Annotated in this window: 21 protein-coding genes; 12 read left to right on the plus strand and 9 right to left on the minus strand. The window is 74.3% G+C overall.

Features of this window, described 5'->3' with window-relative positions; genetic code table 11:
* Positions 1-31 precede the first annotated feature (31 nt).
* From ACIGEZ_RS28370 to ACIGEZ_RS28385, 4 genes are all read left to right on the plus strand, one after another.
* Complete coding sequence (locus ACIGEZ_RS28370) at positions 32-1,030, plus strand: carbohydrate ABC transporter permease (RefSeq protein WP_399836314.1); 999 nt, start codon at positions 32-34, stop codon at positions 1,028-1,030.
* Between the two features lie 4 nt (positions 1,031-1,034).
* Positions 1,035-1,889 (plus strand): carbohydrate ABC transporter permease, encoded by an 855-nt coding sequence (locus tag ACIGEZ_RS28375; protein ID WP_399836316.1) that lies wholly within the window; start codon positions 1,035-1,037, stop codon positions 1,887-1,889.
* 118 nt (positions 1,890-2,007) lie between these two features.
* Positions 2,008-3,453: a GH1 family beta-glucosidase gene (locus tag ACIGEZ_RS28380; protein WP_399836319.1), complete on the plus strand. Its 1,446-nt coding sequence runs from the start codon at positions 2,008-2,010 to the stop codon at positions 3,451-3,453.
* A gap of 78 nt (positions 3,454-3,531) precedes the next feature.
* Positions 3,532-4,188, plus strand: a complete 657-nt coding sequence (locus ACIGEZ_RS28385) for a 1,4-alpha-glucan branching protein (RefSeq protein ID WP_399836403.1) — start codon at positions 3,532-3,534, stop codon at positions 4,186-4,188.
* A gap of 45 nt (positions 4,189-4,233) precedes the next feature.
* Here ACIGEZ_RS28385 and ACIGEZ_RS28390 read toward each other — a convergent pair whose 3' ends face one another.
* Positions 4,234-5,151, minus strand: a complete 918-nt coding sequence (locus ACIGEZ_RS28390) for a glutaminase (RefSeq protein WP_399836322.1) — start codon at positions 5,149-5,151, stop codon at positions 4,234-4,236.
* Between the two features lie 106 nt (positions 5,152-5,257).
* Between ACIGEZ_RS28390 and ACIGEZ_RS28395 the strand changes: the two genes are divergently transcribed.
* Positions 5,258-6,202 (plus strand): endonuclease/exonuclease/phosphatase family protein, encoded by a 945-nt coding sequence (locus tag ACIGEZ_RS28395; protein WP_399836325.1) that lies wholly within the window; start codon positions 5,258-5,260, stop codon positions 6,200-6,202.
* Between the two features lie 162 nt (positions 6,203-6,364).
* Positions 6,365-7,210 carry a VOC family protein gene (locus tag ACIGEZ_RS28400; RefSeq protein WP_399836328.1) on the plus strand — a complete coding sequence of 282 codons (846 nt, stop codon included), beginning with the start codon at positions 6,365-6,367 and terminating at the stop codon, positions 7,208-7,210.
* A gap of 77 nt (positions 7,211-7,287) precedes the next feature.
* Here the strand turns inward: ACIGEZ_RS28400 and ACIGEZ_RS28405 are convergent, their stop codons facing one another.
* Positions 7,288-8,367: an enoyl-CoA hydratase/isomerase family protein gene (locus ACIGEZ_RS28405; protein ID WP_399836331.1), complete on the minus strand. Its 1,080-nt coding sequence runs from the start codon at positions 8,365-8,367 to the stop codon at positions 7,288-7,290.
* A 134-nt stretch (positions 8,368-8,501) separates the two neighbouring features.
* Between ACIGEZ_RS28405 and ACIGEZ_RS28410 the strand changes: the two genes are divergently transcribed.
* Positions 8,502-11,312 carry a SpoIIE family protein phosphatase gene (locus ACIGEZ_RS28410; RefSeq protein WP_399836334.1) on the plus strand — a complete coding sequence of 937 codons (2,811 nt, stop codon included), beginning with the start codon at positions 8,502-8,504 and terminating at the stop codon, positions 11,310-11,312.
* A gap of 25 nt (positions 11,313-11,337) precedes the next feature.
* Here ACIGEZ_RS28410 and ACIGEZ_RS28415 read toward each other — a convergent pair whose 3' ends face one another.
* The 3 genes from ACIGEZ_RS28415 to ACIGEZ_RS28425 are packed head-to-tail and all read right to left on the minus strand — an operon-like array spanning position 11,338 to position 14,895.
* Complete coding sequence (locus ACIGEZ_RS28415; protein WP_399836337.1) at positions 11,338-14,067, minus strand: CHAT domain-containing protein; 2,730 nt, start codon at positions 14,065-14,067, stop codon at positions 11,338-11,340.
* The gene (locus ACIGEZ_RS28420; RefSeq protein WP_399836340.1) at positions 14,057-14,368 is read right to left on the minus strand and encodes a hypothetical protein; all 312 of its coding nucleotides are present in this window, start codon (positions 14,366-14,368) and stop codon (positions 14,057-14,059) included. The genes ACIGEZ_RS28415 and ACIGEZ_RS28420 overlap by 11 nt, the downstream gene beginning before the upstream one ends.
* Positions 14,365-14,895, minus strand: coding sequence for a hypothetical protein (locus tag ACIGEZ_RS28425; protein ID WP_399836342.1), 531 nt, complete (start codon positions 14,893-14,895; stop codon positions 14,365-14,367). Before ACIGEZ_RS28425 ends, ACIGEZ_RS28420 begins: the two co-directional genes overlap by 4 nt.
* A gap of 42 nt (positions 14,896-14,937) precedes the next feature.
* Between ACIGEZ_RS28425 and ACIGEZ_RS28430 the strand changes: the two genes are divergently transcribed.
* From ACIGEZ_RS28430 to ACIGEZ_RS28440, 3 genes are all read left to right on the plus strand, one after another.
* Positions 14,938-15,288: a hypothetical protein gene (locus tag ACIGEZ_RS28430; protein ID WP_399836345.1), complete on the plus strand. Its 351-nt coding sequence runs from the start codon at positions 14,938-14,940 to the stop codon at positions 15,286-15,288.
* On the plus strand, positions 15,288-16,160 hold the full coding sequence (locus ACIGEZ_RS28435) for a hypothetical protein (RefSeq protein ID WP_399836348.1): 873 nt from the start codon (positions 15,288-15,290) through the stop codon (positions 16,158-16,160). Before ACIGEZ_RS28430 ends, ACIGEZ_RS28435 begins: the two co-directional genes overlap by 1 nt.
* A gap of 125 nt (positions 16,161-16,285) precedes the next feature.
* Entirely contained in the window at positions 16,286-16,867 is a 582-nt protein-coding gene (locus ACIGEZ_RS28440) for a TetR/AcrR family transcriptional regulator (protein ID WP_399836351.1), read from the plus strand.
* Between the two features lie 73 nt (positions 16,868-16,940).
* Here the strand turns inward: ACIGEZ_RS28440 and ACIGEZ_RS28445 are convergent, their stop codons facing one another.
* Both ACIGEZ_RS28445 and ACIGEZ_RS28450 read right to left on the minus strand, forming a co-directional pair.
* Complete coding sequence (locus ACIGEZ_RS28445; protein ID WP_399836354.1) at positions 16,941-18,209, minus strand: phosphoribosyltransferase family protein; 1,269 nt, start codon at positions 18,207-18,209, stop codon at positions 16,941-16,943.
* A 49-nt stretch (positions 18,210-18,258) separates the two neighbouring features.
* On the minus strand, positions 18,259-19,389 hold the full coding sequence (locus tag ACIGEZ_RS28450) for a CapA family protein (RefSeq protein WP_399836357.1): 1,131 nt from the start codon (positions 19,387-19,389) through the stop codon (positions 18,259-18,261).
* A gap of 146 nt (positions 19,390-19,535) precedes the next feature.
* On the opposite strand from ACIGEZ_RS28450, the gene ACIGEZ_RS28455 reads away from it, so the two are divergent.
* Positions 19,536-20,855 carry a serine hydrolase domain-containing protein gene (locus ACIGEZ_RS28455; protein ID WP_399836360.1) on the plus strand — a complete coding sequence of 440 codons (1,320 nt, stop codon included), beginning with the start codon at positions 19,536-19,538 and terminating at the stop codon, positions 20,853-20,855.
* A 7-nt stretch (positions 20,856-20,862) separates the two neighbouring features.
* Here ACIGEZ_RS28455 and ACIGEZ_RS28460 read toward each other — a convergent pair whose 3' ends face one another.
* Entirely contained in the window at positions 20,863-21,495 is a 633-nt protein-coding gene (locus ACIGEZ_RS28460) for a hypothetical protein (protein WP_399836363.1), read from the minus strand.
* A gap of 142 nt (positions 21,496-21,637) precedes the next feature.
* Between ACIGEZ_RS28460 and ACIGEZ_RS28465 the strand changes: the two genes are divergently transcribed.
* A complete protein-coding gene (locus tag ACIGEZ_RS28465; RefSeq protein ID WP_399836365.1) occupies positions 21,638-22,285 on the plus strand; it encodes an NADPH-dependent F420 reductase in 648 nt (215 codons plus the stop codon).
* Positions 22,286-22,294: 9 nt separating this feature from the next.
* Here the strand turns inward: ACIGEZ_RS28465 and ACIGEZ_RS28470 are convergent, their stop codons facing one another.
* A complete protein-coding gene (locus ACIGEZ_RS28470) occupies positions 22,295-23,722 on the minus strand; it encodes an aspartate ammonia-lyase (RefSeq protein WP_399836367.1) in 1,428 nt (475 codons plus the stop codon).
* Positions 23,723-23,724: the final 2 nt, after the last annotated feature.

Consider the following 23,724-nt stretch of genomic DNA (forward strand, 5'->3'; position numbering starts at 1 on the left):
CCCGTACGCATCGACCTGGAAGGACGCCCCCGTGGCCACCTCCCTACGGGCGAGGGACGACGGCCCCCCGTCGCCCGACGCACCGCCCGCCCGCTCCCCGCGCCCCGGCTCCGGCCCGACCGCCCGGCGCAGCAGGCTCTACCGGTGGGACCTGAAGGCGACCCCGTACGTCTTCGTCGCCCCCTTCTTCCTCACCTTCGCCGCGTTCGGTCTCTTCCCGCTGCTCTACACCGGCTGGCTCTCGCTCAACCGGGTCGAGCTCGGGGGCGATCCGCAGTGGAGGGGCCTGGAGAACTACACCGACCTCGCCGACAGCGAGTTCTTCTGGAACGCGCTGGCCAACACCTTCACCATCGGGGTGATCTCGACCGTCCCGCAGCTGCTCATGGCCCTCGGGCTCGCGCATCTGCTCAACTACAAGCTGCGCGGGCGCGGTTTCCTCCGGGTCGCCGTCCTCGCCCCGTACGCGACCTCGATCGCGGCGGCGACGCTGGTCTTCGCCCAGCTGTTCAACACCGACTACGGTCTGATCAACTCGGCGCTGGGCCGGGTGGGTTTCGACCCGGTCGACTGGGAGTCGTCCAAGTGGCCCGCGCAGATCGCGATCTCGGTGATCGTGACCTGGCGCTGGACCGGCTACAACGCGCTCATCTATCTGGCCGCGATGCAGGCCGTCCCGCAGGACCTGTACGAGGCGGCCGCCCTCGACGGGGCCTCGCGCTGGCGCCAGTTCCTCAGCGTGACGATCCCCTCCATCCGCCCCACGATCCTGTTCACCGTCATCGTCTCGACCATCGGCGCCACCCAGCTGTTCGGCGAGCCGATGCTCTACGGCGGCAGCGTCGGCATCGCCGGCGGCAGCGGCAACCAGTTCCAGACGCTCAGCCTGCTGATGTACGAGAAGGGCTGGGTCACCGGCGCCCTCGGCCAGGCCTCCGCGATCGCCTGGGTGATGCTGCTGCTCCTGCTCCTCATCGGCGGCGTCCGGTCCCTCGTCGCCCGCACGAACCGCAAGAAGCTGGGGGGCTGAACCCGTGCGCACCCGTCTCCGGCAGTCGGCCGGCCGGCAGCACCACGCCGGTCCGCTGACCTACGTCCTGCTCGGCATCGCCGCGCTGGTCTCCGTCTTCCCGCTCTACTGGAACCTCGTCGCCGCCTCGCACACCGGCGAGCGGGTGGTCACGGCCCCGGCGCCGCTGCTGCCCGGGCCACGGCTCCTCGACAACCTGACCTTCGCATGGAACCAGGTCGACATGGGCGAGGCACTGGTCAACACGACGGTCGTGGCGGTGCTCGTGGCCCTGTCCACCGTCCTGTTCTCCACGCTCGCCGGCTTCGCCTTCGCCAGGCTGCCGTTCAGGGGGCGCAACGTCCTGCTGACCCTGGTGGTCGCGACGATGACGATCCCGCCGCAGCTCAGCGTCATCCCGCTGTACCGGATCATCACCGACCTCGGCTGGGTCGACCAGCTCCAGTCGGTGGTCCTGCCCTCGCTCGTGGCCGCGTTCGGCGTGTTCTTCATGCGCCAGTTCCTGATCGAGGCGCTGCCCGTGGAGCTGGTGGAGGCGGCCCGGATGGACGGCGCGCACTCGCTGCGGATCGTCTGGCACGTGGTCTTCCCGGTCGCGCGGCCCGCGATGGCCGTGCTCGGGATGCTGGTCTTCGTGCAGGCGTGGAACGACTTCTTCTGGCCGTTCATCGCACTCACCCCCGACGGCAACCCCACCCTCCAGGTGGCGCTCGCCGGCCTCGGCGCGGGCAACCACAGCGTCGACCAGGCGGTGGTGCTGACGGGCGCGCTGATCTCCACGGTGCCGCTGCTGCTCGTGTTCGCCGTGCTCGGCAAGCACATCGTCGGCGGGATCACCGCGGGCGCGGTCAAGAGCTGACGCCCGTCCCCTCTTTCCCGTACCGCATCCGCTTCTCCCGCCGATCCGCCTTCCGTCCTTCTGCCTTCTGCCGTCTGTCCTTCTGCCTTCTGTCCTTCTGCGTTGGGAGCGCTCTCCTATGACCGCGTCCGAGACCCGGCCGCTCACCGCCGTCCGTCGTTTCCCGCCCGACTTCCTGTGGGGCGCCGCCACCGCCGCGTACCAGATCGAGGGCGCGGCGACGGAGGACGGCAGAACGCCGTCCATCTGGGACACCTTCTCGCACACGCCGGGCAAGGTCTTCGAGGGCCACACGGGCGATGTGGCCGTCGACCACTACCACCGCTTCCGCGAGGACGTCGGGCTCATGGCCGGACTCGGCCTGAACGCCTACCGGTTCTCGGTCTCGTGGTCCCGGGTCCAGCCGACCGGCCGGGGCCCGGCCGTCCAGAAGGGCCTGGACTTCTACCGGCGGCTGGTCGACGAGCTGCTCACGGCCGGGATCGAGCCGGCACTCACGCTCTACCACTGGGACCTGCCGCAGGAGTTGGAGGACGCGGGCGGCTGGCCGGAGCGGGCGACGGCCGAGCGGTTCGCCGCGTACGCGGGTCTGCTCGGCGACGCCCTGGGCGACCGGGTGACCCGCTGGACCACCCTCAACGAGCCCTGGTGCACGGCCTTCCTCGGCTACGGCTCCGGGGTGCACGCCCCCGGCCGCACGGACCCGGTGGCCGCGCTGCGCGCCGCGCACCACCTGAACCTCGGGCACGGGCTCGCCGTGCAGGCGCTGCGGGCCTCGCTGCCGGCCGCCGCCCGGCTCGCGGTCTCGCTCAATCTGCACGAGGTGCGCCCGCTGACCTCCTCGCCCGCCGACCGCGAGGCGGCCCGCCGGATCGACACCGTCGGCAACGGGGTCTGGCTGGGCCCGATGCTGGAGGGCCGCTATCCCCAGGAGCTGTTCGCCGACACCGCGCACCTGACCGACTGGGGTTTCGTACGGGAGGGGGACACGGAGACGGCCGGGCAGCCGCTGGACTGGCTGGGCGTCAACTACTACACGCCGACGGTGGTCTCGCAGGTCGCCGAGGGCGAGGCCAAGCCGCAGGACGACGGGCACGGCAACAGCGAGCACTCCCCCTGGCCGGGCGCCGAGGACATCGCCTTCCACCAGGCGGACGGCGCCCGCACGGCGATGGGCTGGCCGGTCGACCCCTCGGGCCTCTACGACCTGCTCATCCGGATCTCGGCCCGCCACCCCGGACTTCCGCTGGTGGTCAGCGAGAACGGCGCGGCGTACGAGGACGTGGTCGCGCCCGACGGCTCGGTGCACGACCCGGAGCGCGCCGCCTACGTGTACGCCCATCTGGAGGCGGTGCACCGGGCGGTGGAGTCCGGCGCCGAGGTGCACGGCTACTTCCTGTGGTCGCTGCTCGACAACTTCGAGTGGGCGTACGGCTATGCGAAGCGCTTCGGCGCCGTGCACGTCGACTACGACACCCTCCGCCGCACGCCCAAGTCCAGCGCCCGCTGGTACGCGCGGGTGGCCCGCTCGGGAGAGTTGCACACCCCGGGTACGGACGTCTGAGCCAAGGAGCCGGGGAGGTACGGTTCTTGGGCGGTCAGCCGACCGGAAACCGTACCGTCACGGAGGATGTGCACGAGAATGGCCCTGATCCACCAGACCACCATGACGCCGACCAAGCTGGAGCTGCTCGCCTCCTGGCTGCCCACCCGCTCCTGGTACCAGGGCGCGGGCGGCGTGCCCGAGCTCGCCAAGGCCGGCGGGTTCCGGCTGGACGACCCTGAGGGCGAGGTGGGCATCGAGTTCATGGTGGTCCGGGACGCCTCCGGCGCCGAGCCGCACGGCTATCTGGTGCCGATGACCTACCGCGGCAAGCCCCTCGACGGCGCTGAGGGGGCGCTGATCGGCACCTCGGAGCACGGCGTGCTCGGGACCCGTTACCTGTACGACGGGGCGCACGACCCGGTCCTGGTGGGCGGGCTGGCGGCGCTGTTGCAGGGGCGCGCCGAGCCGCAGGCGCAGAGCCTGACCGACACGCCCGACCCGTCGGTGACCGCCACCCTCGACGGGGAGGCCGGCTGGGCGACGCCGGTCGCCGAGGTGTCCGTCGAGGAGGACGGGCCGGACGGCACGGTGGTCGGGCTCGGCGCGGGCGCGCCCCGGCTGCGGCTGACCCGGGTGCTGGGGACCGGCCGGGAGCTGCCGGCGGGCGCGCGGGGCGCGGTGACGACCGGGTGGCACCCGGTGGACGGCGAGGAGCGGCGCGAGGCGTTCGTGGTCGTGCTCGACGCGAACTGAGCCGGCCCGGGCCGCTCGCCGGGTTTCCGGGCCGGTCCGGGCGGATCAGAACACCGACAGGCCGGTGATGGTGGTGAAGCGGTCGAGGGCGGCGACGCCCGCGACCGAGTTGCCGCGCTCGTCGAGGCCGGGACTCCACACGCACAGGGTGCAGCGGCCCGGGACGACGGCGATGATGCCGCCGCCGACTCCGCTCTTGCCGGGCAGTCCGACCCGGTAGGCGAAGTCGCCGGCGGCGTCGTACGTCCCGCAGGTGAGCATGACGGCGTTGACCTGCTTGGCCTGGCTGCGGGTGAGCAGCCGGGAGCCGTCGGCGCGGATGCCGTGGCGGGCGAGGAAGCCGGTGGCGAGCGCGAGGTCGGCGCAGGACGCCTCGATGGAGCACTGCCGGAAGTACTCACGCAGCAGTGTCGGCACGGGGTTGGCGATGTTGTCGTAGGCGGCCATGAAGTGCGCGAGGGCGGCGTTGCGGTCGCCGTGCGCGGTCTCGGAGGCGGCGACGTCCCGGTCGAAGTCGAGGTCCTCGTTGCCGCTCTCGGCGCGCAGGAAGTCGAGCAGGACGCCGGAGGCGTCGCCGGTGATCCGGTGGAGCTGGTCGGTGACGACGAGGGCGCCCGCGTTGATGAACGGGTTGCGCGGAATGCCGTTCTCGTACTCCAGCTGGACGAGCGAGTTGAACGGGTTTCCGGAGGGCTCGCGGCCGACGTGCTCCCAGAGCGGGTCGCCCTTGCGGGCCAGGGCGAGGGCGAGGGTGAAGACCTTGGTGACGGACTGGGTGGAGAAGGGCTGCTGCCAGTCCCCCACGCCGTACACCGTCCCGTCGAGCTCGGCCACGGCCATGCCGAAGCGGCCTGGGTCGGCGGAGGCGAGCGCGGGGATGTAGTCGGCGGGCCGGCCGCGGCCCGCGAGCTCCTCGATCTCCTGGGCGATCCGGTCGAGGACGGGTTCGAACGTCAACAGCATGATCACATCATGCCGTCCGCTGTGGCGGCGCACCTGCGGCCGCCCCGCTCCCGCCCCATATGATCATCATCTTTCTGTGATGATTTCCTTGGGAGGGGACTCGACGATGCGACTTCACGGCATCCGACGACGTGGTGTCCGACTGGCGCTCGCGGGGGCGCTGGCCGCCGTGCTGCTGCCGGCGACGGCGGCGCAGGCCGAGACGCCGGCACCGCGCACGTACACGGTCTGGCAGTGGAACGTGGCGGGGAACACGATTCACGACGCCTCCACGACCGACGGCATGGTCACCCAGGCGGCCGCCTCGATCGCCGCCCGCGGCGCCGACTTCGCCGCCTTCAACGAGCTGTGCCAGGGCCAGTACAGCGCCCTGGTGGACGAGCTGCGGGCCAAGGGCTGGGCCTCGGACCCGCAGAACTTCGCCCGCTTCGAGCCGAGCCGCCCGGCCGGTAACGCCGCGGTGTGCAACGGCGAGGCCTTCGGCAACGCGATCTTCAGCAAGCGCCCGCTGGGCGGCGCCGCCCGCTTCGCCCTGCCCGACGACGGCTCGGCGGAGAAGCGCAACATGCTGTGCGCGCCGCTGACCGACGGCACGGCGACCCGGTTCTGCACGACGCACATCACGACGAACCAGTCGTTCAACGTCGCGCAGCTGGAGTTCGTGCGGGAGAAGATGGAGGCGTACCACGCCGCCGGCGAGACCGTCCTGATCGCCGGCGACTTCAACGCCCAGCCGAACTACGGCCGGCTGAACTCGTACTACGCGCCCAGCCTGGACGTGCCGAACAACACGGGCAACACGGGCCAGTACCGGGAGCTCGACGACAACGACGAGGCGAACTGCCTCGGCTACGGCGAGTGGACGGCCGACGGGACCCCCGGCACGACGCCGCCCTGCGGAGGCTTCGCGAAGATCGACCACATCTTCGTCCGCGAGAGCGCCCTCGCCGGGCCGTACAGCGCCGACTCGCTCGGCATCTCGACGACCTGCACGGGCGTCCCGGCCTGCTCCGACCACCGGATCCTCGTCGGCACGGTGACGGTCAAGTAGCCCGCGGCGGGCGACCCGCGGGCGCCGGGTGACGGGCCCGCCCGCGCGTGCGCCCGCTTGCGACGACGCTACAAGTGGCGGAGCCGGAGCGTCCGGGCGAGGGTGGCCTGGGGGACGGACCGAAGCATGCCCCGGGGGACGAACCGAAGTGAGGTGAGCCGGGTGCCGTTGACCGCGGATGAGCCGGGCGCGCCCTGCTGGCTGAGTCTGGCGGCGCGTGATCTGGCGGCGGCGGAGCAGTTCTACGGGGCGGTACTCGGCTGGACCTTCCGGCACGGCCCGCTGGGTCACGGGTTCTCGGTCGGCGAGCGGGACGGGGTGCCGGTGGCCGGGATCGGCGAGGTGGCCGTCCGTATGGGGGTGCCGGTGGCCTGGACGGCGTACTTCGCGGTCGCCGACGCGGACGAGGCCGTGTCCCGCATCCGGGAGCGCGGCGGCACGGTCGGGGTCGGCCCGGTGGCCTTCCCGCCGCGCGGCCGGGCCGCGCTCGCCACCGATCTGGAGGGGGCGGCGTTCGGCGTATGGGAGGGCAGGATCTCCTCCCGCTGGCGGGTGGGCGAGCAGCAGGCCCCCGCGTGGCTCGAGCTGCACACGCGCAACGCCTTCGACGCCGCCGTCTTCTACGGGCAGGTCCTGGACTGGGCCGACGAGGGAACGGAGCGTTTCGAGCTCTCGTACGAGGACGAGCAGGTGGTCCTGCGCCGCCAGGGCGACGCCATCGCCCGCCTGAACAGCGGCCCGGCGGAGGCGGCCGCGGCGCAGCCGCAGCTGCGCCCGCGGTGGCTGGTCCACTTCCGCGTGCCGGACCTGGAGCGGGCGACCGCCGCGGTCCTGGACCACGGCGGCTCGCTGGTGCCCGAGGCCGACGAGGGATGGCGGGCGCCGGTGGCCCTGCGGAGAACGGTCAGGGATCCGGAGGGCGGTCTGTTCACCCTTGACGAGTTCGCCCCGGACGGGTCGGCAGCGGACGGTTCCGCATCCGGTGCGACGCCGGAGGAACCGTCCTGACCTCGGTGTTCCCGGGCTCAGTGGTCCCGGGCTCAGTGGTCCCGGGCTCAGTGGTCCCGGGCTCAGTGGTCCCGGGCTCAGTGGTCCCGGCCGCCGGGCGCCGTGAGGCCGAGCTCGCCGTACGGAGACGGGGCGAACCAGCGCGCGGTGGCCTCCGACGTCACCCCGCCGAGGGTTGGCGGAGTCCAGCGAGGGTCGCGGTCCTTGTCGACGACCTGGGCGCGGATGCCCTCGACCAGGTCGGGCGAGACGAGGGCCGCGCAGGAGAGCCGGAACTCCATGTTCAGTACCGATTCCAGGGAATCGAGCTCGCGGGCCCCGCGCACCGCGGCCAGGGTGGCCTTCAGGGCGGTGGGCGAGCGGGTGAGCAGCACGCCTGCGGTCTCCTTGGCCGCCACGACACCCGAGTCGGTCAGGCGCTCCACGATGCCCTCGACGGTGTCCGCCGCGTACCCGTCGTCGATCCACGCGCGCTGCTCGGCGAGCTCACCGGGCGGCGCCGGGCGGGCGAAGGAGGCCACGGCCTCGGCGGCGGGCACCCGGCTGAGCTCGGCGGCGAGCGCCGGCAGGTCGGCGGAGGCGACGAAGTGGTCGGCGAGACCGGCCAGGATCGCGTCGGCGGGACCCGCCTGCGCGCCGGTGAGGGCGAGGTGGGTGCCCAGTTCGCCGGGGGCACGGCTCAGCAGATACGTACCGCCGACGTCCGGGACGAAGCCGATGCCGGTCTCCGGCATGGCGACCCGGGAACGCTCGGTGACGATCCGGACCGATCCGTGCCCGGAGACGCCGACGCCGCCGCCCATGACGATGCCGTCCATGAAGGCCACGTACGGCTTGGGGTAGCGGGCGATCCGGGCGTTGAGCCGGTACTCGTCGCGCCAGAAGTCCACCGACTCGGTGCCCCCGGCGCGGGCGTCGGCGTGGATGGCCCGGATGTCGCCGCCCGCGCACAGGCCCCGCTCACCCGCACCCCTGATGACGACGGTGTCCACGGCCGGGTCGTGCTCCCACCCGGTCAGCGCCTCGTCGATCAGGCGCACCATGGCGTGCGTGAGGGCGTTGATCGCCCGGGGCCGGTTCAGGGTGAGGAAGCCGGCGCGGCCCTCGGTGTGCACGAGCACGTCCGGCTCGCGGGGGTCGCTGGTGCCGTGGGGCATGGTCTCGCTGCTTCCTGCCGGGGTCGAAACGATCTTCCGTCCACCGTAACGGTCCGGGGCCCCCGCGCCCAGGGCCCTTCGGCCGCCCCCGGGCGGCGCGCCCCGTTTCCCCTGACGGTCGCGGCGGGGGCAGCATGGAAGGAGGCGCCCGTGGACCGGGCGGGAAGGAGCGCACCGTGACGCGAGGCGCGGAACGGTCCGCCGGTGGCAGCCGGGGGCACACCGGGCTGCGGAGCGTCGCCGGCCAGGTCTTCGCCCTGCAGGCGATCATCGCGCTGCTGATCATCGCGGCGGCGGCGATCGCGCTCGTGCTGCAGGGGCGGTACGACAGCGAGCGCGACGCCCGCAACCGGTCCGTCGCGGTCGCCGAGGCCTTCGCGCACGCGCCCGGCATCGCCGAAGCGCTCACCTCCCCCGACCCCAGCGCGGTCCTCCAGCCCAGGGCGGAGGCGGCCCGCCTGGGCTCGGGTGTCGACTTCGTCGCGGTGCTCGCCCCGGACGGCGTCCGCTACACCGACTCCCAGCCGTCGCTCATCGGCAAGCGGGCCAGTGGCGACATCGCGCGAGCGGCGGCCGGCGAATCCTTCACCGAGGTGTTCCACGGGGATCCGAACGACGCGGTGCGCGCCCTGGTCCCGGTCCGCGACGACAACGGCACCGTGGTCGGCATGGTGACCAGCGGCATCGAGGTGGAGACCGTCGGCGCGGCGGTCGAGCGCCGGCTTCCGCTGCTGCTCGGCGCGGCCGCCGGCGGCCTCGCCCTCGCGGTGGGCGGCGCGGGCCTGGTGAGCGCCCGGCTGCGGCGCCAGACCCACGGCCTCGGCCCGGCCGAGATGACCCGGCTCAAGGAGCACCACGAGGCGGTGCTGCACTCGGTGAAGGAGGGCGTGGTCATCGTCGCGGGTGACGGGCGGCTGCTGCTCGCCAACGACGAGGCCCGCCGGCTCCTGAAGCTGCCGCAGGACGCCGAGCGGCGCCACGTCACGGAGCTGGGTCTGGAGCCCCGTACGGCCGCGCTGCTGCTGTCCGGGCGGCCGGTGACGGACGAGGTGCACCTGGCCGGGGACCGGCTGCTCGCGGTGAACGTCCGGCCGACCGGGGACGGCGCGGCGGACGGCGGCACCGTCATGACCATGCGCGACACCACCGAGCTGGCCGCCCTGACCGGCCGGGCCGAGGTGGCGCGGGGCCGGCTGCGGCTGCTGTACGAGGCGGGCACGCGGATCGGCACCACCCTGGACGTGGTGCGGACGGCGGAGGAGCTGTCGGAGGTGGCGGTGCCGCGGTTCGCCGACTTCGTGACGGTGGAGCTGCTCGACCCGGTGGTGCGGGGCGAGGAGCCCTCCGGGGCGTTCACCGAGATGCGGCGAACGGCCGTGAGCGGCATCCGCCCGACGTCGCCGTTGCAGCCGGTCGGCGACCTCATCCGGTTCGTGGTGCCGAGCACGCCGATGGCCACGGCCCTGGACGAGGGGCGGGCGGTGCTCCAGGCGGACCTGGCGGCGGCGCAGGGCTGGCGGGCCCAGGACCCGGAGGGGGCGGCGCAGGCCCTCGCGTACGGGCTGCACTCGCTGCTCACCGTGCCGCTGCTCGCCCGTGGCGTGGTGCTCGGGATGGCCAACTTCTGGCGGGGTGGGGACACGCCCGAGCCGTTCGGGGAGGAGGACCTGTCGTTCGCGGAGGAGCTGGCGGCCCGCGCGGCGCTCGCGATCGACAACGCGCGCCGCTTCACCCGCGAGCACACGATGGCGGTGGCACTGCAGCGCAGCCTGCTGCCGCGGGTGCTGCCCGACCAGAGCGCCGTGACCGTCGCGTACCGCTATCTGCCGGCGGAGGCCGGGGTGGGCGGCGACTGGTTCGACGTGATCCCGCTGCCGGGGGCGCGGGTGGCGCTGGTGGTCGGGGACGTGGTGGGCCACGGCGTGCACGCGGCCGCCACGATGGGCCGGCTGCGGACGGCGGTCGCCAACTTTTCCACCCTCGACCTGCCACCGGACGAACTCCTCGGCCACCTCGACGAGCTGATCGACCGGCTCGGCGAGGAGAACGAGTCCTCGCAGGAGGGCGACGACCGGACCGACCGGGACCGCGCCGCGGAGGGCATCACCGGCGCCACCTGCCTGTACGTCGTCTACGACCCGACCTCCGGCGGCTGCACGATGGCCAGCGCCGGACACCCGGGACCGGCCCTCGTACGGCCCGACGGAAGCGTGGAGTTCCCGGCGCTGCCGGCCGGTCTTCCGCTCGGGCTCGGGCTCGGCGACCGGCCCTTCGAGTCGGCGCACCTGCGCCTGGAGCCGGACAGCAAGCTGGTGCTGTTCACCGACGGGCTCCTGGAGGACAGGACACGGGACTTCGACACCGGGCTCGCGCTGCTGCGCGGCACCCTCGCGCGCGCCGACCGCACCGCGGAACAGACCTGCGCGGACGTCCTGGCGGCGCTGCTGTTCCCGGTGCCGGCCGACGACATCGCGCTGCTCGTGGCGAGCGCCAACCGGATCGCCCCGGACCGCATCGCGGAGTGGGACGTGCCGGGCGACCCGTCCGCCGTGGCCCCGGTACGCAACGCGGCGGCGGCGCGGCTGGCGGAGTGGGGCCTGGAGGAGGTCGGGTTCACGGCGGAGCTGGTCCTCAGCGAGCTGATCACCAACGCGATCCGGTACGGCAGGCCGCCGGTGCGGGTCCGGCTCGTGTACGACCGGGTGCTGATCTGCGAGGTGTCCGACGGCAGCAGCACCTCCCCGCACCTGCGGCACGCGACGGACACCGACGAGGGCGGCCGCGGCCTGTTCCTGGTGGCCCAGTTCGCCCACCGCTGGGGCACCCGCTACGCACGGCGCGGCAAGACCATCTGGGCCGAAGTGCCCATCACCCCGGACCAGCCGGGCTCGGACGGCGGCGGGCCGCTCCTCGACCCGGACGCCCTGGAGGACCTCGCCTGGTGAACGCGGTAGCCCGCCGGCGGCCTGTTCAGGGTCCGATGTGCAGATGGGAGGCCCACAGGAGCGGGCTGTTGCCCGCGTACTCGTCGCGTACGGCCAGGGTCGCCGCGTGCAGCAGCCGCGCCGGGTCCGCTCCGTCGGAGAGCCCCGCGTAGACCTCGGCCGCGACGCGGGCCGCCACGTCGTCCACGATCGGCCACAGGGTGCCGATGACGTGCGCGTATCCGGCGAGCTGGAACGCGGAGGAGATGTGCACGACCTCGTCCGACAGGGCGTCGCCGCCGCGGGCGGTGCCGCAGGCGGAGAGGAAGGCGAAGTGGGCGTCGGGGTTGCGCATGCGGCCGATCTCGGCGACCGACAGGTCGCCGCCCGCCAGGGCGAGCCGGTTGGCCGAAGGGTCGGCGACGTCCGTGGTGGCGTGGCAGGCGATGTGCACCCAGGCCGCGTCCCCGAGCGCCTCCCGTACGGCCTCCGGGCGCGCGGCCGCGTCGGCGAGCAGCCGGGCGCCCGGCAGGTGGGCGCGGGCGAGTTCGGCCTCGCCCGCGGCGGCCGGCAGCCGGTAGCCGGGCAGGTCGCCGATGGCCACGACGAGCGAGCGGTCGGCGGGACGGCGGGCGGTGCGGGCCCGGGCGCGCAGCAGTTGACGGAGCGTCGGCACGGTGGAGGACACGACCCGGTCGGGCACCGTACGCCCGTCGCCCGCGGCGTGATGGCCCGCGGCGTGCAGCGGCAGCAGGGAGAGCTGCCCGGTGGGCAGCCACCACAGCCGGGGCAGCGGCCTGGGGGGTGTCTCGCCGGTCATGCCGGGCGTGCGAGCACCGGGGCTCGCGGCGAGGCCGAGGGTGTCGAGGACCGGGCCCGCGACGGTGTCCCAGAGCCAGCCGAGCAGCCTGGACACCGAGCGCCCGGCGGCCCAGCGCAGGCCCGGGTCGGCCTCCGGGGTGCGCAGCAGGTCCTGCGCCAGGTCCAGAGCGATCCGCCGGTCCTCCACGGCGGCGGGGGTCAGGCCCGGCAGCGGCACGGTGAGGATGCCGGCGGCGGTCAGGACGAGGGCGTGGCTGCCGAGCCGGCTCACGTTGACGACCACGACGGGACCGCCGGCGGCGACCTGCGCGCGGACCACCTCGTCGACCGGGACCGGCTCCTCGCCGAGCGCCCGCGAGAACAGCACGCACCGGCCGCGCTCGAGGAGACTGAGCGCCTCCGCGGGGCTGCCGCCCCGGCCGAGGACGCACGCGGCGGCGTCGGAGGCGAGGCCGGCGAAGGGCAGCAGCCGGTACTCCTGGTCGTCCCGACGCTCCAGGTCGGCGACGAGCTCGGGTAACAGGTCGACGGTGAGCCGGTACGCCGTCTCGGCGGCGCGCAGGTCCCCGCGGCCCGCTGCGGCCCTGGCCCACTCCTGGCTGGCGAGGCCCCGGACGAGCAGCGGGGCGCCGGGAGTACGGGCGGCCTCGGCGTACGCGGCGAGCGCCCGGTCGGCCTCGGCGGCCGGCAGCGAGCGGGCCAGGTCGAGCAGGTTCTCGGCGCGGCGGGGCCCTTCGGGTGCCGGGGCCGGCCGGTCGGCGTCCGGAAGCAGTCCGGCGAGATCGGCGAGGACGCCGTCACGGGCGGGGTGGCCCGGCGGGTGGGCGTGGGCGAGTTCGGCCGCGAGGAGCCCGGCCTCGGCGAGGTGTACGGGGCGTCCGCCCTCGGCCTCGTACCGGGAGACGAGGGCCGTGGCCAGCACGGCGGTCGCCTCGGTGCGCAGGGCGGGCCGGTCGATGGGCAGGGCGAGCGCGGCCCGGCAGGCGGCCACGGCCTCCTCGACGGTGGCCGGGGCGGGCCGGCGCAGGTGCGCGGCGTGCAGGGCGGAGCCGAGGCGGGTCAGGCGCAGCGGGAGGTCCCGGTGGTCGTCGGGGGTGAGGGCGAGGGCCCTGCGCAGGGCGGCGACGGCCTCGTCGAGCCCGGCCGAGTCGCCGGCGGCCCGGAAGCGGGCGAGCCGTTCGGCGGCGTGGTCGGTGAGCGCGGCGGCCTCGGCCAGGGGGCCGGGCAGCGCGGACGGCGGGGCGGCGGCCGGGGCGGTGAGGGCGCGTCGGTGGGCCCGTACCGCGGCGAGCCCGCCCTCGGCCCGCTCGCGCTCCCCCTCCCTCGCGGTCCCCCTCGCCTCGGCGTAGTGGGCCTCGGCCTCGACGAGGGCGGCGCGGTCGCCGGTGTGCTCGTGACGGCAGCGCAGGGCGTCCGCGCAGACGAGGAGCCGCTCGGGCCGGGTCGTTCCGAAGGCGGCCGTGTCGAACACCGCGTCCCTGCCCAGCCGGACGGCGGCGTCGAGCAGCGGCAGGTCCGGGGTGGCGGCGTAACGGCCGAGGAAGCGGGCCGAGAGGGCGGCGAGCGGCGAGACGATATCGGTGAGCCAGACGGTGGCGAGCAGGTCGCGCCACACGGCGCAGGCCATGAGGACGGCGTACGGATCGCCGGTGCGGTCCCACTGGCGCAGCACGGCCGTGCCCAGGTGGTGCAGATGGGCGGCGAGGGCGGACTGGTCCCAGGGAGCGTCCTCGGTGCGGACGGGGGCGAAGCGCTCGCGCAGCGTGCCGAGGGCGGTCCGCAGGTCCTCCGCCTCGTTGTCCTCGCGCAGGGTGCGCCGCCACTGGGCGGGGGTCGGGTCGACGTGCGCCAGGGGCGAGGCGCGCAACTCGTCCACGGCGGCGTCGAACGCGGCGTGGGCGGCGGCGTCGAGGGGGTGGCCGTAGCCCCTGCCCCGCCCGGGGTCAGCCGGCACGGCGGCACTCCAGGATCAGCCGGACCGGGCCGGGGATCTCTAACCCCTCGGCGCGGTCGTGGACCTCGGCGAGCAGCCGCACCGCCTCGGCGAGGTCCTCCTCGGAGGTGCTGCCGGCGCGGTAGCGGGCCCAGTGCACCATGCCGCCCACGTGGGCGGCCTCGGTGTCGAAGCCCTCGTGGGGGCCGAGCAGGGCGGCGAGTTCGAGCTCGGCCTCCAGGTCGAGGACGGCATCGCGGTCGCCGGTGGCGTGATAGCGCGCCAGCCGCTCGCGCAGACCCTCCCGGACCGGATCGCTCATGGCAGCTCCGCCAGCTCCCGCCGCACGCCGTCGACCATGGCCTCCAGGAAGGAGCGGTTGAAGACGACGGACGCCTCCTCGTCCCTGATCTCCCGGCCGTACTCGGTGAAGAACGCCGAGTCGGGGACGCGGTCCGCACCGGGCGGGACGAACTTCAGCATCTCCTGGTAGGCGGCCAGGCACTCCTCCAGCATCGCCTTCCGCCGCACGGGGTCGGCCCTGACCTCCTCCGCCTCCGACATGTAGCTGAGGGCGATCATGCGCCATTCGCCGGCGTCGATGATCCGCGAGGGCTCCGGTCCGCCGTAGCGGTCGGCGTGCTGGGGCGCGAGGCCGGGCAGCCGGAAGACGAAGCGCCGGCGGGTGCCGCAGCCGGCGCAGACGAACTGGTGGTCCGAAGCGATCCCCTGCTCGGTCTGCAGGAGACCGTGCGTGATCCCCGTCTTGGCGGATTCGCCGCACTCGCACGGATGCAGCTCCATGTACAGATGCTCTTCGGCGATGGAACGGGCATATGGGAGAGCCATATTGAGCACTGTAGGCCTCAACTGACATTACGATCAGCCCTTATGACCGAAGATCGCCGTGAAATCGCCCGTCTCTGCGAGAACTTGACCTGGTTACGGGGCGCCGCCGAGGAGGCGGGGCTCGGCGAACGCCTCGCGGCCGCGATCTCCGCCGCCGCGGCCGGGCGGGCCGAGGGCGTCACGGATCTGCTGCGCCGGATGGACGTGCCGGAGGCGCCCGCGGTGCGCTCGCCCGGCGGCATCGTGCATCCGGCGACCACCGAGGAACGGTACGGCGTGGAGGTGTACGGCTGCCCGGGCGCGGCCTGCGACCGCAGCTGGATCAGGCCGCCGGGCGTCGCGGTCCCGAGGTGCGCGGTCCGGGGCTCCCTGCTCGCCCAGCGGGACACGTGATGACGGGGCTGCTCGTCGACGTCGGCCGCAGGCTGGCCGAGCGCTGGCTCTCGGTCCTGGTGCTGCCCGGCCTCCTGCTCGTGGCCGTGGTGGCGACGGGACTGCTGCTCGACCCCGCCGACGCCCTGTCGGTCCGGGAGCTGGCCCGGGCGGCGACCGCGGCGGCCCGCCGCATCCAGGCCGACGGCGGTGCCACGTTGCTGCTCACCGCGGCGGTGGCGCTGCTCGCCGCGGGCGCGGCGGGGCTGGCCGCGCAGGGGCTCGGGCGTGCGGTGCGGGCGGTCTGGCTGGGCGACTGGCCGCGCTGGGCCGGTCCGGCCCGTCGGCGGCTGGTGGCACGGCGGGCGCGCCGCTGGCAGGAGGGCCAGTCGGCGGTGGAGGCCGCGGTGCGGGCGGGCCGGGACCCCGCGCCGGCCGCGGCGCGCCGTAACGCCGTCGCGCTCGCCCCGCCGGTGCGGCCCACCTGGACCGGCGACCGGCTCGCCGGGGCCGATGTCCGCATCCACGCCGAGTACCGGCTCGATCTCGCGTCCTGCTGGCCCCGGTTGTGGCTGGTGCTGCCGGAGGACGTGCGCGAGGAGCTGCGGGCGGCGTCGGGGGCCTTCGAGGCTGCGGGCGTGCTCGCCGGGTGGGCCGTGCTCTACGGGCTCGCCGCGCTGGTGTGGTGGCCGTCGGCGGTGGCCTTCCTGGTCGTGTACGCGACGGCGCTGTACCGGGGCCGGGGGGCGGCGGCGGATCTGGCGGACCTGGTCGAGGCGGTCGTCGACGTCCACGGGACGGCGCTCTGCGAGGCCCTGGGCCTGGGCCCGGCGACGGTCCTGACACCGGAATTGGGGGCGGCCGTCACGGCGCGCTGCCGCAAGGGCGCGTAGCCGGGCAGCGCGCACAGCGGGGCACCCACGCGTAGCCGGGCAGCGGCTCACGATTCACTCCGGGCGTAGTACTCTGACCGGAGTACATATTCCCGACGGGGTCGGACGGACAGGAAGTGGTGCCGGTGGCGCGCAGCAACCCCGAGCGCAGGGCGGCCCTCGTCGACGCCGCCATCGAGGTGCTCGCCCGCGAGGGGGCCCGTGGTCTCACCTTCCGCGCCGTGGACACGGAGGCGGCCGTGCCGCCCGGCACCGCCTCGAACTACTTCGCCAACCGCGACGACCTGCTCACCCAGGCGGGCGCCCGGGTCTACGAGCGGCTCCAGCCCGACGAGGAGACCATCGCCCGGCAGCAGGCGGCGCCCACGGACCTCGCCACGTACACCGACCTGATGCGGGAACTCGTCGGCCGGGTCAGCGGCTTCCGCACCGGCTACCTCGCCCTCCTGGAGCTGCGCCTGGAGGCGACCCGCCGCCCGGAGCTGCGCCAGGTCCTCACCGAGCGGGTCCGCGCCGACGTCGACGCCAACGTCGCCTACCACGAGGCCTCCGGCCTGCCCGGCGACGCGACCGCCGTCAAGCTGCTGATCCTGACCCTCAACTGGCTGATCGTCGAACAGCTCACGCTGCCGGACGTGTTCTCCGAGGAAGAGCGCGACGCCCTGATCGCGGCCGCCGTGGACCGGATCGTCGGCACCTCCGGCTGACCGGCCTTCCGGACCCCGCCGGGGCCGCCGGGGGCCGCCGGGGTCGCCGGGGTCGCCGGGGTCGCCTGCACGGTCACAGTCGCTCGGCGAACCACGCCGCCGCCAGCGTGCCCACCCGCTCCAGGGCGCCCGGCTCCTCGAACAGGTGGCCCGCGCCCGGCACGGTGACGAGGCGGTGCTCGCAGCGCAATCGTTGCTGAGCCCGGTTGTTGAGGTCGAGGACGAGCGGGTCGGCGCCGCCCACGATCAGCAGGGTGGGGGCCGTGACGTCGGGTAGCCGTTCGTCGGCGAGGTCCGGCCGGCCGCCGCGCGAGACGACCCCGGCGACGGTGCTTCCCGGCTCGGCGGCGGCCCACAGCGCGGCCGCCGCACCCGTACTGGCCCCGAAGTAACCGGTCCGCAGCGTGGCCGTGGCCGGCCGGTCCGCGAGCCAGTCGCCCGCCTGGAGCAGGCGCGCGGCGAGCAGCGGCGTGTCGAAGACGTTGGCGCGGTCGGCGGCCTCGTCCTCGGTGAGCAGGTCGAAGAGCAGCGTGCCGAGCCCGGCCCGGTTGAGCGTGGCGGCGACGGCCCGGTTGCGCGGGCTGTGCCGGCTGCTCCCGCTGCCGTGCGCGAACAGCACGATGCCGGTGGCCCGTTCGGGCACGGTGAGCCGCCCGCCGACCTCCAGGGCGCCGAGCGGGATGCGTACCTCGGTGTCCTCACCGCGCGCCCCGCGACGCAGCCGCAGACACGCGACGACCTCCTCGTCGGGGGTCTGCGAGAAGTCCCGGTAGAACTGGCCGATGGCGTAGAAGAGGTCCGGTTCGTGGACGCTGTACGTCTCGTCCGCCGCACCCGCGACCCGCTCGGCCCAGCCGCGCGGCGCGACCGGCACCGCGAGCACGATCCGGGCGGCGCCCCGGGCCCGTACGACCTCGCAGGCGGCGCGCGCGGTGGCCCCGGTGGCGATGCCGTCGTCGACGATCACGGCGGTGCGCCCGCGCGGATCGGCCGGCCCGCGGGCCGCGCGGTAGCGCTCGGCCCGCTCCTCCAGGACGGCCCGTTCGCGCCGTTCGGTCTCGGCGAGGTCGCGCTCCGAGACCCCGGTCTCCGCGATGACCCGCTCGTTGAGGACGCGTACCCCGTTCTCGCCGATCGCGCCCATGGCGAGCTCCGGCTGGTAGGGCACGCCGAGTTTCCGTACGAGACAGATGTCGAGCGGCGCTTGGAGCGCGTCGGCCACCTGCGCGGCGACGGGCACTCCGCCGCGCGGCAGCCCCAGGACGACGAGGTCCTGTCCCTTGAGGCCCTCCAGACGGGCGGCGAGCTGCCTGCCCGCGTCGGTGCGGTCGGTGAAGTACATGTCCAGCTCGCCTTCCTGCCCGTCCGCGCGCACCGGCCCCGACGGGCCGTCACGCGGGCCGGGCCGTCAGGGCCGGTCCGCCGGCCACCGGGTCGGGGGCGGCCTCGATCCGCATCCCGAAGGGGCGGCTGGTCCGGCCGAGCACGTCGTGGAGCCACCGCACGTCCTGCTCCGGGGCCCGTTCGAGACGCAGCCGCCGGGTGCGCAGGGGCACGAGCCGCACCTCCTCCAGGGCGCCGTCCTCGTCGTGGACGGTGACGAAGTGCAGGAGCCGCAGGTCGTCGCGGTAGCGCTCCTGTCCGCTGATGCCCTCGTAGTCGTTGACGAGGTCGCCGCAGCCGTGCAGGACGAGCCTGCCCCGGTACGCCTCCAGGGGCCGTGGGTGGTGCGAGGAGTGCCCGTGCACGATGTCGGCGCCCGCGTCGACGAGCGTGTGGGCGAAGGAGACTTCGGAACGGTCGGGTCTGTAACCCCAGTTGGGGCCCCAGTGGAGGGAGACGACCACGAGGTCGCCGGGGCGGCGGGTCGTGCGCAGCCGCGCCGCGAGCCGGGTCGCCGCGGGGTCGCCGGGGCCCGCGGCGAAGTGGACGCCGCCGCGCCGGGCGGTGGCGGCCCAGTCGCGGGGCACGCCGCTGGACGCCAGACCCAGCGCGAAGACCAGCAGCCGCCGGCCCTCCGGCAGTGGGACGGCCGCCGGCCGGCTCGCCTCCTCGGCGTCGCGCCCCGCGCCCGCGGTGCGCAGTCCGGCGGCCGCGAGGGCGTCGAGGGTGTCGCCGAGCCCTCGGCGGCCGTAGTCGAGGACATGGTTGTTGGCCAGGACGACGACGTCGGGGCGGACGGCGGTCAGGGCCGGCAGGTTGGCCGGATCCATGCGGTAGTGGACGGCCTTGCCCGGGACATGGCCGTCGTGCCGCGTCACGGAGGTCTCCAGGTTGACCACGCGGACGTCGGGCCGTGCCGCGTCGATCAGGTCGAGGGCCTCGCCCCACGGATAGGCGTACCCGGCCCGCCGTGGCACCGGTCCGGAGACCGTCTCGGCGAGGGACACGTAGTCGCGGGCGTCGCGTACGTACCGCTCGGGCAGGGCGGGGTCGAGGGGATGGGGAAGGATCTGGTCGAGTCCCCGGCCGAGCATCACGTCTCCGCAGAGGAACAGTCCGGTCAGACCGCCGCCGCCCATACACCCAGGGTAGTACCCCGGTGGTATCGCGTTCCGGCGATCGTGATCGTTCCGGGGAAGGAGGCGGCGCCCCGTGCCGGGCGGCGAGGATGGACGGTCCGCGCACGGGATCGCGTGCGCGACGACCGACGGAGGGGAACTTCCTCATGCGCTTAAGCGCCACCCGCACGGCACGGACGACGGCCGTGGTCTCGACCGCCCTGCTGACCCTGTCCCTGGGGGTGCTGCCGGCCCAGGCCGCCGACGCCGCGGGGGCGTCGGCGGGCACCACGGCGGCGGTCCGCCACCGGCCCGCCCTCGACCGCGAGGCCCTGCGCGCCTCGCTCGACGCCTTCCACACCGCCGGCATGTACGGGGCGTACTCGGCGGTCCGCGACGGCCACGAGCAGTGGCGGGGCGCCACGGGCGTCGCCGACCCCGCCACCGGCCGTCCGACGGGACCGGACTTCGAGCACCGGATCGGCAGCATCACCAAGAGCTTCACGGCCGTCGCCGTCCTGCAGCAGGTGGAGCGCGGCCGGATCGACCTGGACGCGCCCGTCGGCCGCTACCTCCCGGACCTCGTCCCCGGGGAGCGCGGCGAGAAGGTGACGGTCCGGATGCTGCTCAACCACACCAGCGGCATCGGCGACTACGTCCTGCCGGCCTTCCCCGGGATCCTCCAGGACCCCGGCAGGACCCTCGACGAGAACCGGCTGCGGCACATCGAGCCGGAGGAGCTCGCGCGCCTCGGGCTCGCCGCCCCGCCGGCGAAGGAACGCGGCAAGTGGGCCTACGCCAACACCAACTACATCCTCGCCGGACTGATCCTCGAGCGGGTCACCGGCCAGGACCCGGAGGCTTACATCACGCGCCACGTGATCCGCAAGGCAGGCCTGCGCCACACGTACTTCCCGTCCTCGCCGGCCATCAAGGGCCCGCACGCGGGGATGTACGAGTCGTTCTTCGGCCTCATCGATCCGCCGCGGGACTACAGCACGTACGACATGTCGTGGGCCGGCACCGCCGGCGCGATGGTGTCGACGACGAACGACCTCAACGTCTTCTACCGCCGGCTGCTCGGCGGGAAGCTGCTCGGCCCGGCCGCGCTGCGCGCGATGAAGACGACGGTCCCGATGGAGGAGCCGGAGCCCGGTCAGGAGGAGGCGATGCGGTACGGCCTCGGCATCTACACGCTGAGGATGCCGAGCGGCGACTGGTACTGGGGCCACGACGGCGCGGTCTTCGGCGCGGGCACCTGGTCGCTCGCCACGGAGGACGGCCGGCGCCAGGTCTCCATCGGCTACACCCTGATGAAGTACCAGCGCTTCGACGCCGAGGGCAAGCCGCTGCCGGACCCGATCACCCCGGCGCTGTACGCGCACGTGAACGGCGCCCTGAGCGGCACCCCGGCTCGCGCGGGCCTGCGGTCCGCCGCTCCGGCACAGGCCCTGCCGCCGCTGGTCGACCAGCTGCCGGTGCGCTGACCTCGCGTCAGCGGCCCGCCCGGGCCGCGCGGCGGATGGTGGCGTCCACGAGGGCGAGCGCTTCCGCCGCGGTCCGGCCCGGGGCGCGGTTCCACGGGCCGATGAGCTCGGTCCAGCCGTACGAACGGAGCTCCTCGAGCATCCAGGCCCCGGCCTCGTTCATGGTGGCGGCGCTGCCGTGACCGAGGCGGTGCGCGGCGAGCATCGCGCCGCAGACACATCGCGCGCCGCGGCGGTCGCGCAGCTTGTACGGGGTGTTCTGCCAGCCCCATTCGGTCAGGACGCGCCGGGCGTGGGCCAGATGGACCGAGGGCGGCACGTCGGGGCTGCCGATCCGGCGCCAGACGTGCAGCCGGTCGGGCAGGATCGCGCCCAGCCGCCTGGGCAGCGGCCGCTGGGCGGGCAGGGGTGCGGGGAGGGCGTCCAGCGCGTCGGCGACGAGCCGTTCCACGGGGACGGAGAGCAACTGCCGCCAGTCGCCCGCCGCCACCTCCTCCCGTACCGGCGGGGCCTCGGACCAGCGGGCCACGATCTCCTGCCAGGCCGCGCTGTCGAGCAGGGCGGCGGCCTCGCGATCCAGGGAGTCGGGCGTGACGGGGGTGACGGGTGTGAGAGGGGTGGCGGCGGGGCTGCTCGGCATGCGGCGACTCCAGGATTGATTCGTACCGTTTCCGGTAAGAATGTCGGCCTTGTCGCGCGCGTACTTGAGTCTCCGGCGCCTGCGGGGCCTACGGTCGTCCGTGAACGTGCATGTCCCCACGGCAACGAAGGAGCGCACGCGCATGAGGATCGCCGTACTCGGCACCGGTGAGGCCGGCCGCAGGCTCGGGAGCAAGCTGGTGTCGCTCGGTCACGAGGTGACGCTCGGCTCCCGGTCGGCCGACAACCCCAGGGCCGCGGAATGGGCGGCCGGGCACCGGTCCGCGCACGGCACGTTCGCGGCGGCCGCGGGCGGGGCGGAGCTGGTCGTGAACGCGACCGGCGGGCTCGTGTCGATGGCCGCGCTGGAGGCGGCGGGCACGGAGAACCTGCGGGGCAAGGTCCTGATCGACGTGTCGAACCCGCTCGACTTCTCCGCGGGTATGCCGCCGAAGGTCGTGACTCCGGACGGCGGCAGTCTGGCCGAGCAGATCCAGCGGGCGTTCCCGGAGACCCGCGTGGTGAAGACGCTCAACACCATGACCAACACGATCATGGTCGACCCGGGAAGGGTCCCGGGCGACCACGTCGTGTTCGTCTGCGGCGACGACGCGGAGGCCAAGTCCGTGGTCACCGGTCTGCTGCGGTCCTTCGGCTGGCCGGAGGCCCGGATCGTCGACCTGGGCGACCTGACCGGGGCCCGCGCGACCGAGCTGGTGCTGCCGCTCTGGCTCCGGTTGTTCGGGATCTTCGGCTCAGCGGACTTCAACTTCGCACTGCCGAGGGCCTGACCGGCCCGATCAGACCTTGAGCACCCCGCCCGCCGTGCCCGTGAGGTGCTCGGTGGTGAGGAGCTCGGCGAGCCGCTCGGGCGGGAGCAGGCCCTTCTCCAGGGTGAGTGCGGCGACCGAGCGGCCGGTGGCCAGCGCCTCCTGGGCGATGGCGGTGGCCGTCGTGTAGCCGAGGTGCGGGTTGAGCGCGGTGGCGAGGCCGATGGAGTTCTCGACGCTCGCGCGCAGGGTCTCGGTGTTGGCGGTGATGCCGGTCACGCAGCGCTCGGCGAGGGTGAGGCAGGCCGCCTTCAGGGAGGTCAGGCTCTTCGACAGGGCGTGGAAGATGACCGGTTCGAAGGCGTTGAGCTGGAGCTGGCCGCCCTCCGCCGCCATGGTGATCGTCATGTCGTTGCCGATCACCTCGAAGGCGACCTGGTTGACGACCTCCGGGATGACCGGGTTGACCTTGCCGGGCATGATGCTCGAACCGGCCTGCACGGGCGGCAGGTTGATCTCGCCGAAGCCGGCGCGCGGACCCGAGGAGAGCAGCCGCAGGTCGTTGCAGGTCTTGGAGAGCTTCACGGCGATCCGCTTGAGGACCCCGGACAGCTGGACGAACGCGCCGCAGTCCTGGGTGGCCTCGACCAGGTTGGCGGAGGTGACCAGGGGCAGGCCGGTGATGCCGGCGAGGTGGCGGCGGGCGGTCTCGGCGTAGCCGGGGGCGGCGTTGAGACCGGTGCCGATGGCGGTGGCGCCGAGGTTGATCTCGTGGATCAGCTCGATCGCCTCGGCGAGCCGCCCGCGGTCCTCCTCCAGCATCACGGCGTACGTGGAGAACTCCTGGCCCAGCGTCATGGGCACCGCGTCCTGGAGCTGCGTGCGGCCCATCTTGACGACCGTGCCGAACTCGACGGCCTTCTCGGCGAAGGCGTCCTGGAGGACGGCCATCGCCCGCAGCAGCTCGCGGCCCGCGCCGATGGCGGCGATCCGGATGGCGGTCGGGTAGACGTCGTTGGTCGACTGGCCGAGGTTGACGTCCTCGTTGGGGTGCAGCCGGCCGTACGTGCCCTTGGCGTGGCCGAGCAGCTCCAGGGCGCGGTTGGCGACGACCTCGTTGGCGTTCATGTTGGTCGAGGTGCCGGCGCCGCCCTGGACGACGTCCACGACGAACTCCTCGTGCAGCGCGCCACCGCGGATCTCGCGGCAGGCGGCGACGATGGCGCCGGCCTTCTCCGCGGGGAGCAGGCCCAGCTCCTCGTTGGCGAGGGCGGCGGCCTCCTTCACGGCGGCGAGCGCGTCGATCAGCTGCGGGTAGACGGAGATCGGGATGCCGGTGATGGGGAAGTTCTCCCGGGCGCGCAGGGTGTGGACACCCCAGTACGCGTCGGCGGGGACGTCCCGGTCACCGAGCAGGTCGTGCTCGCGTCGGACGTCGTGCTGCTGTGCGGGTATCACGG

The sequence above is a fragment of the Streptomyces sp. NPDC085481 genome (genome assembly GCF_044541845.1).
Lineage (GTDB): Bacteria > Actinomycetota > Actinomycetes > Streptomycetales > Streptomycetaceae > Streptomyces.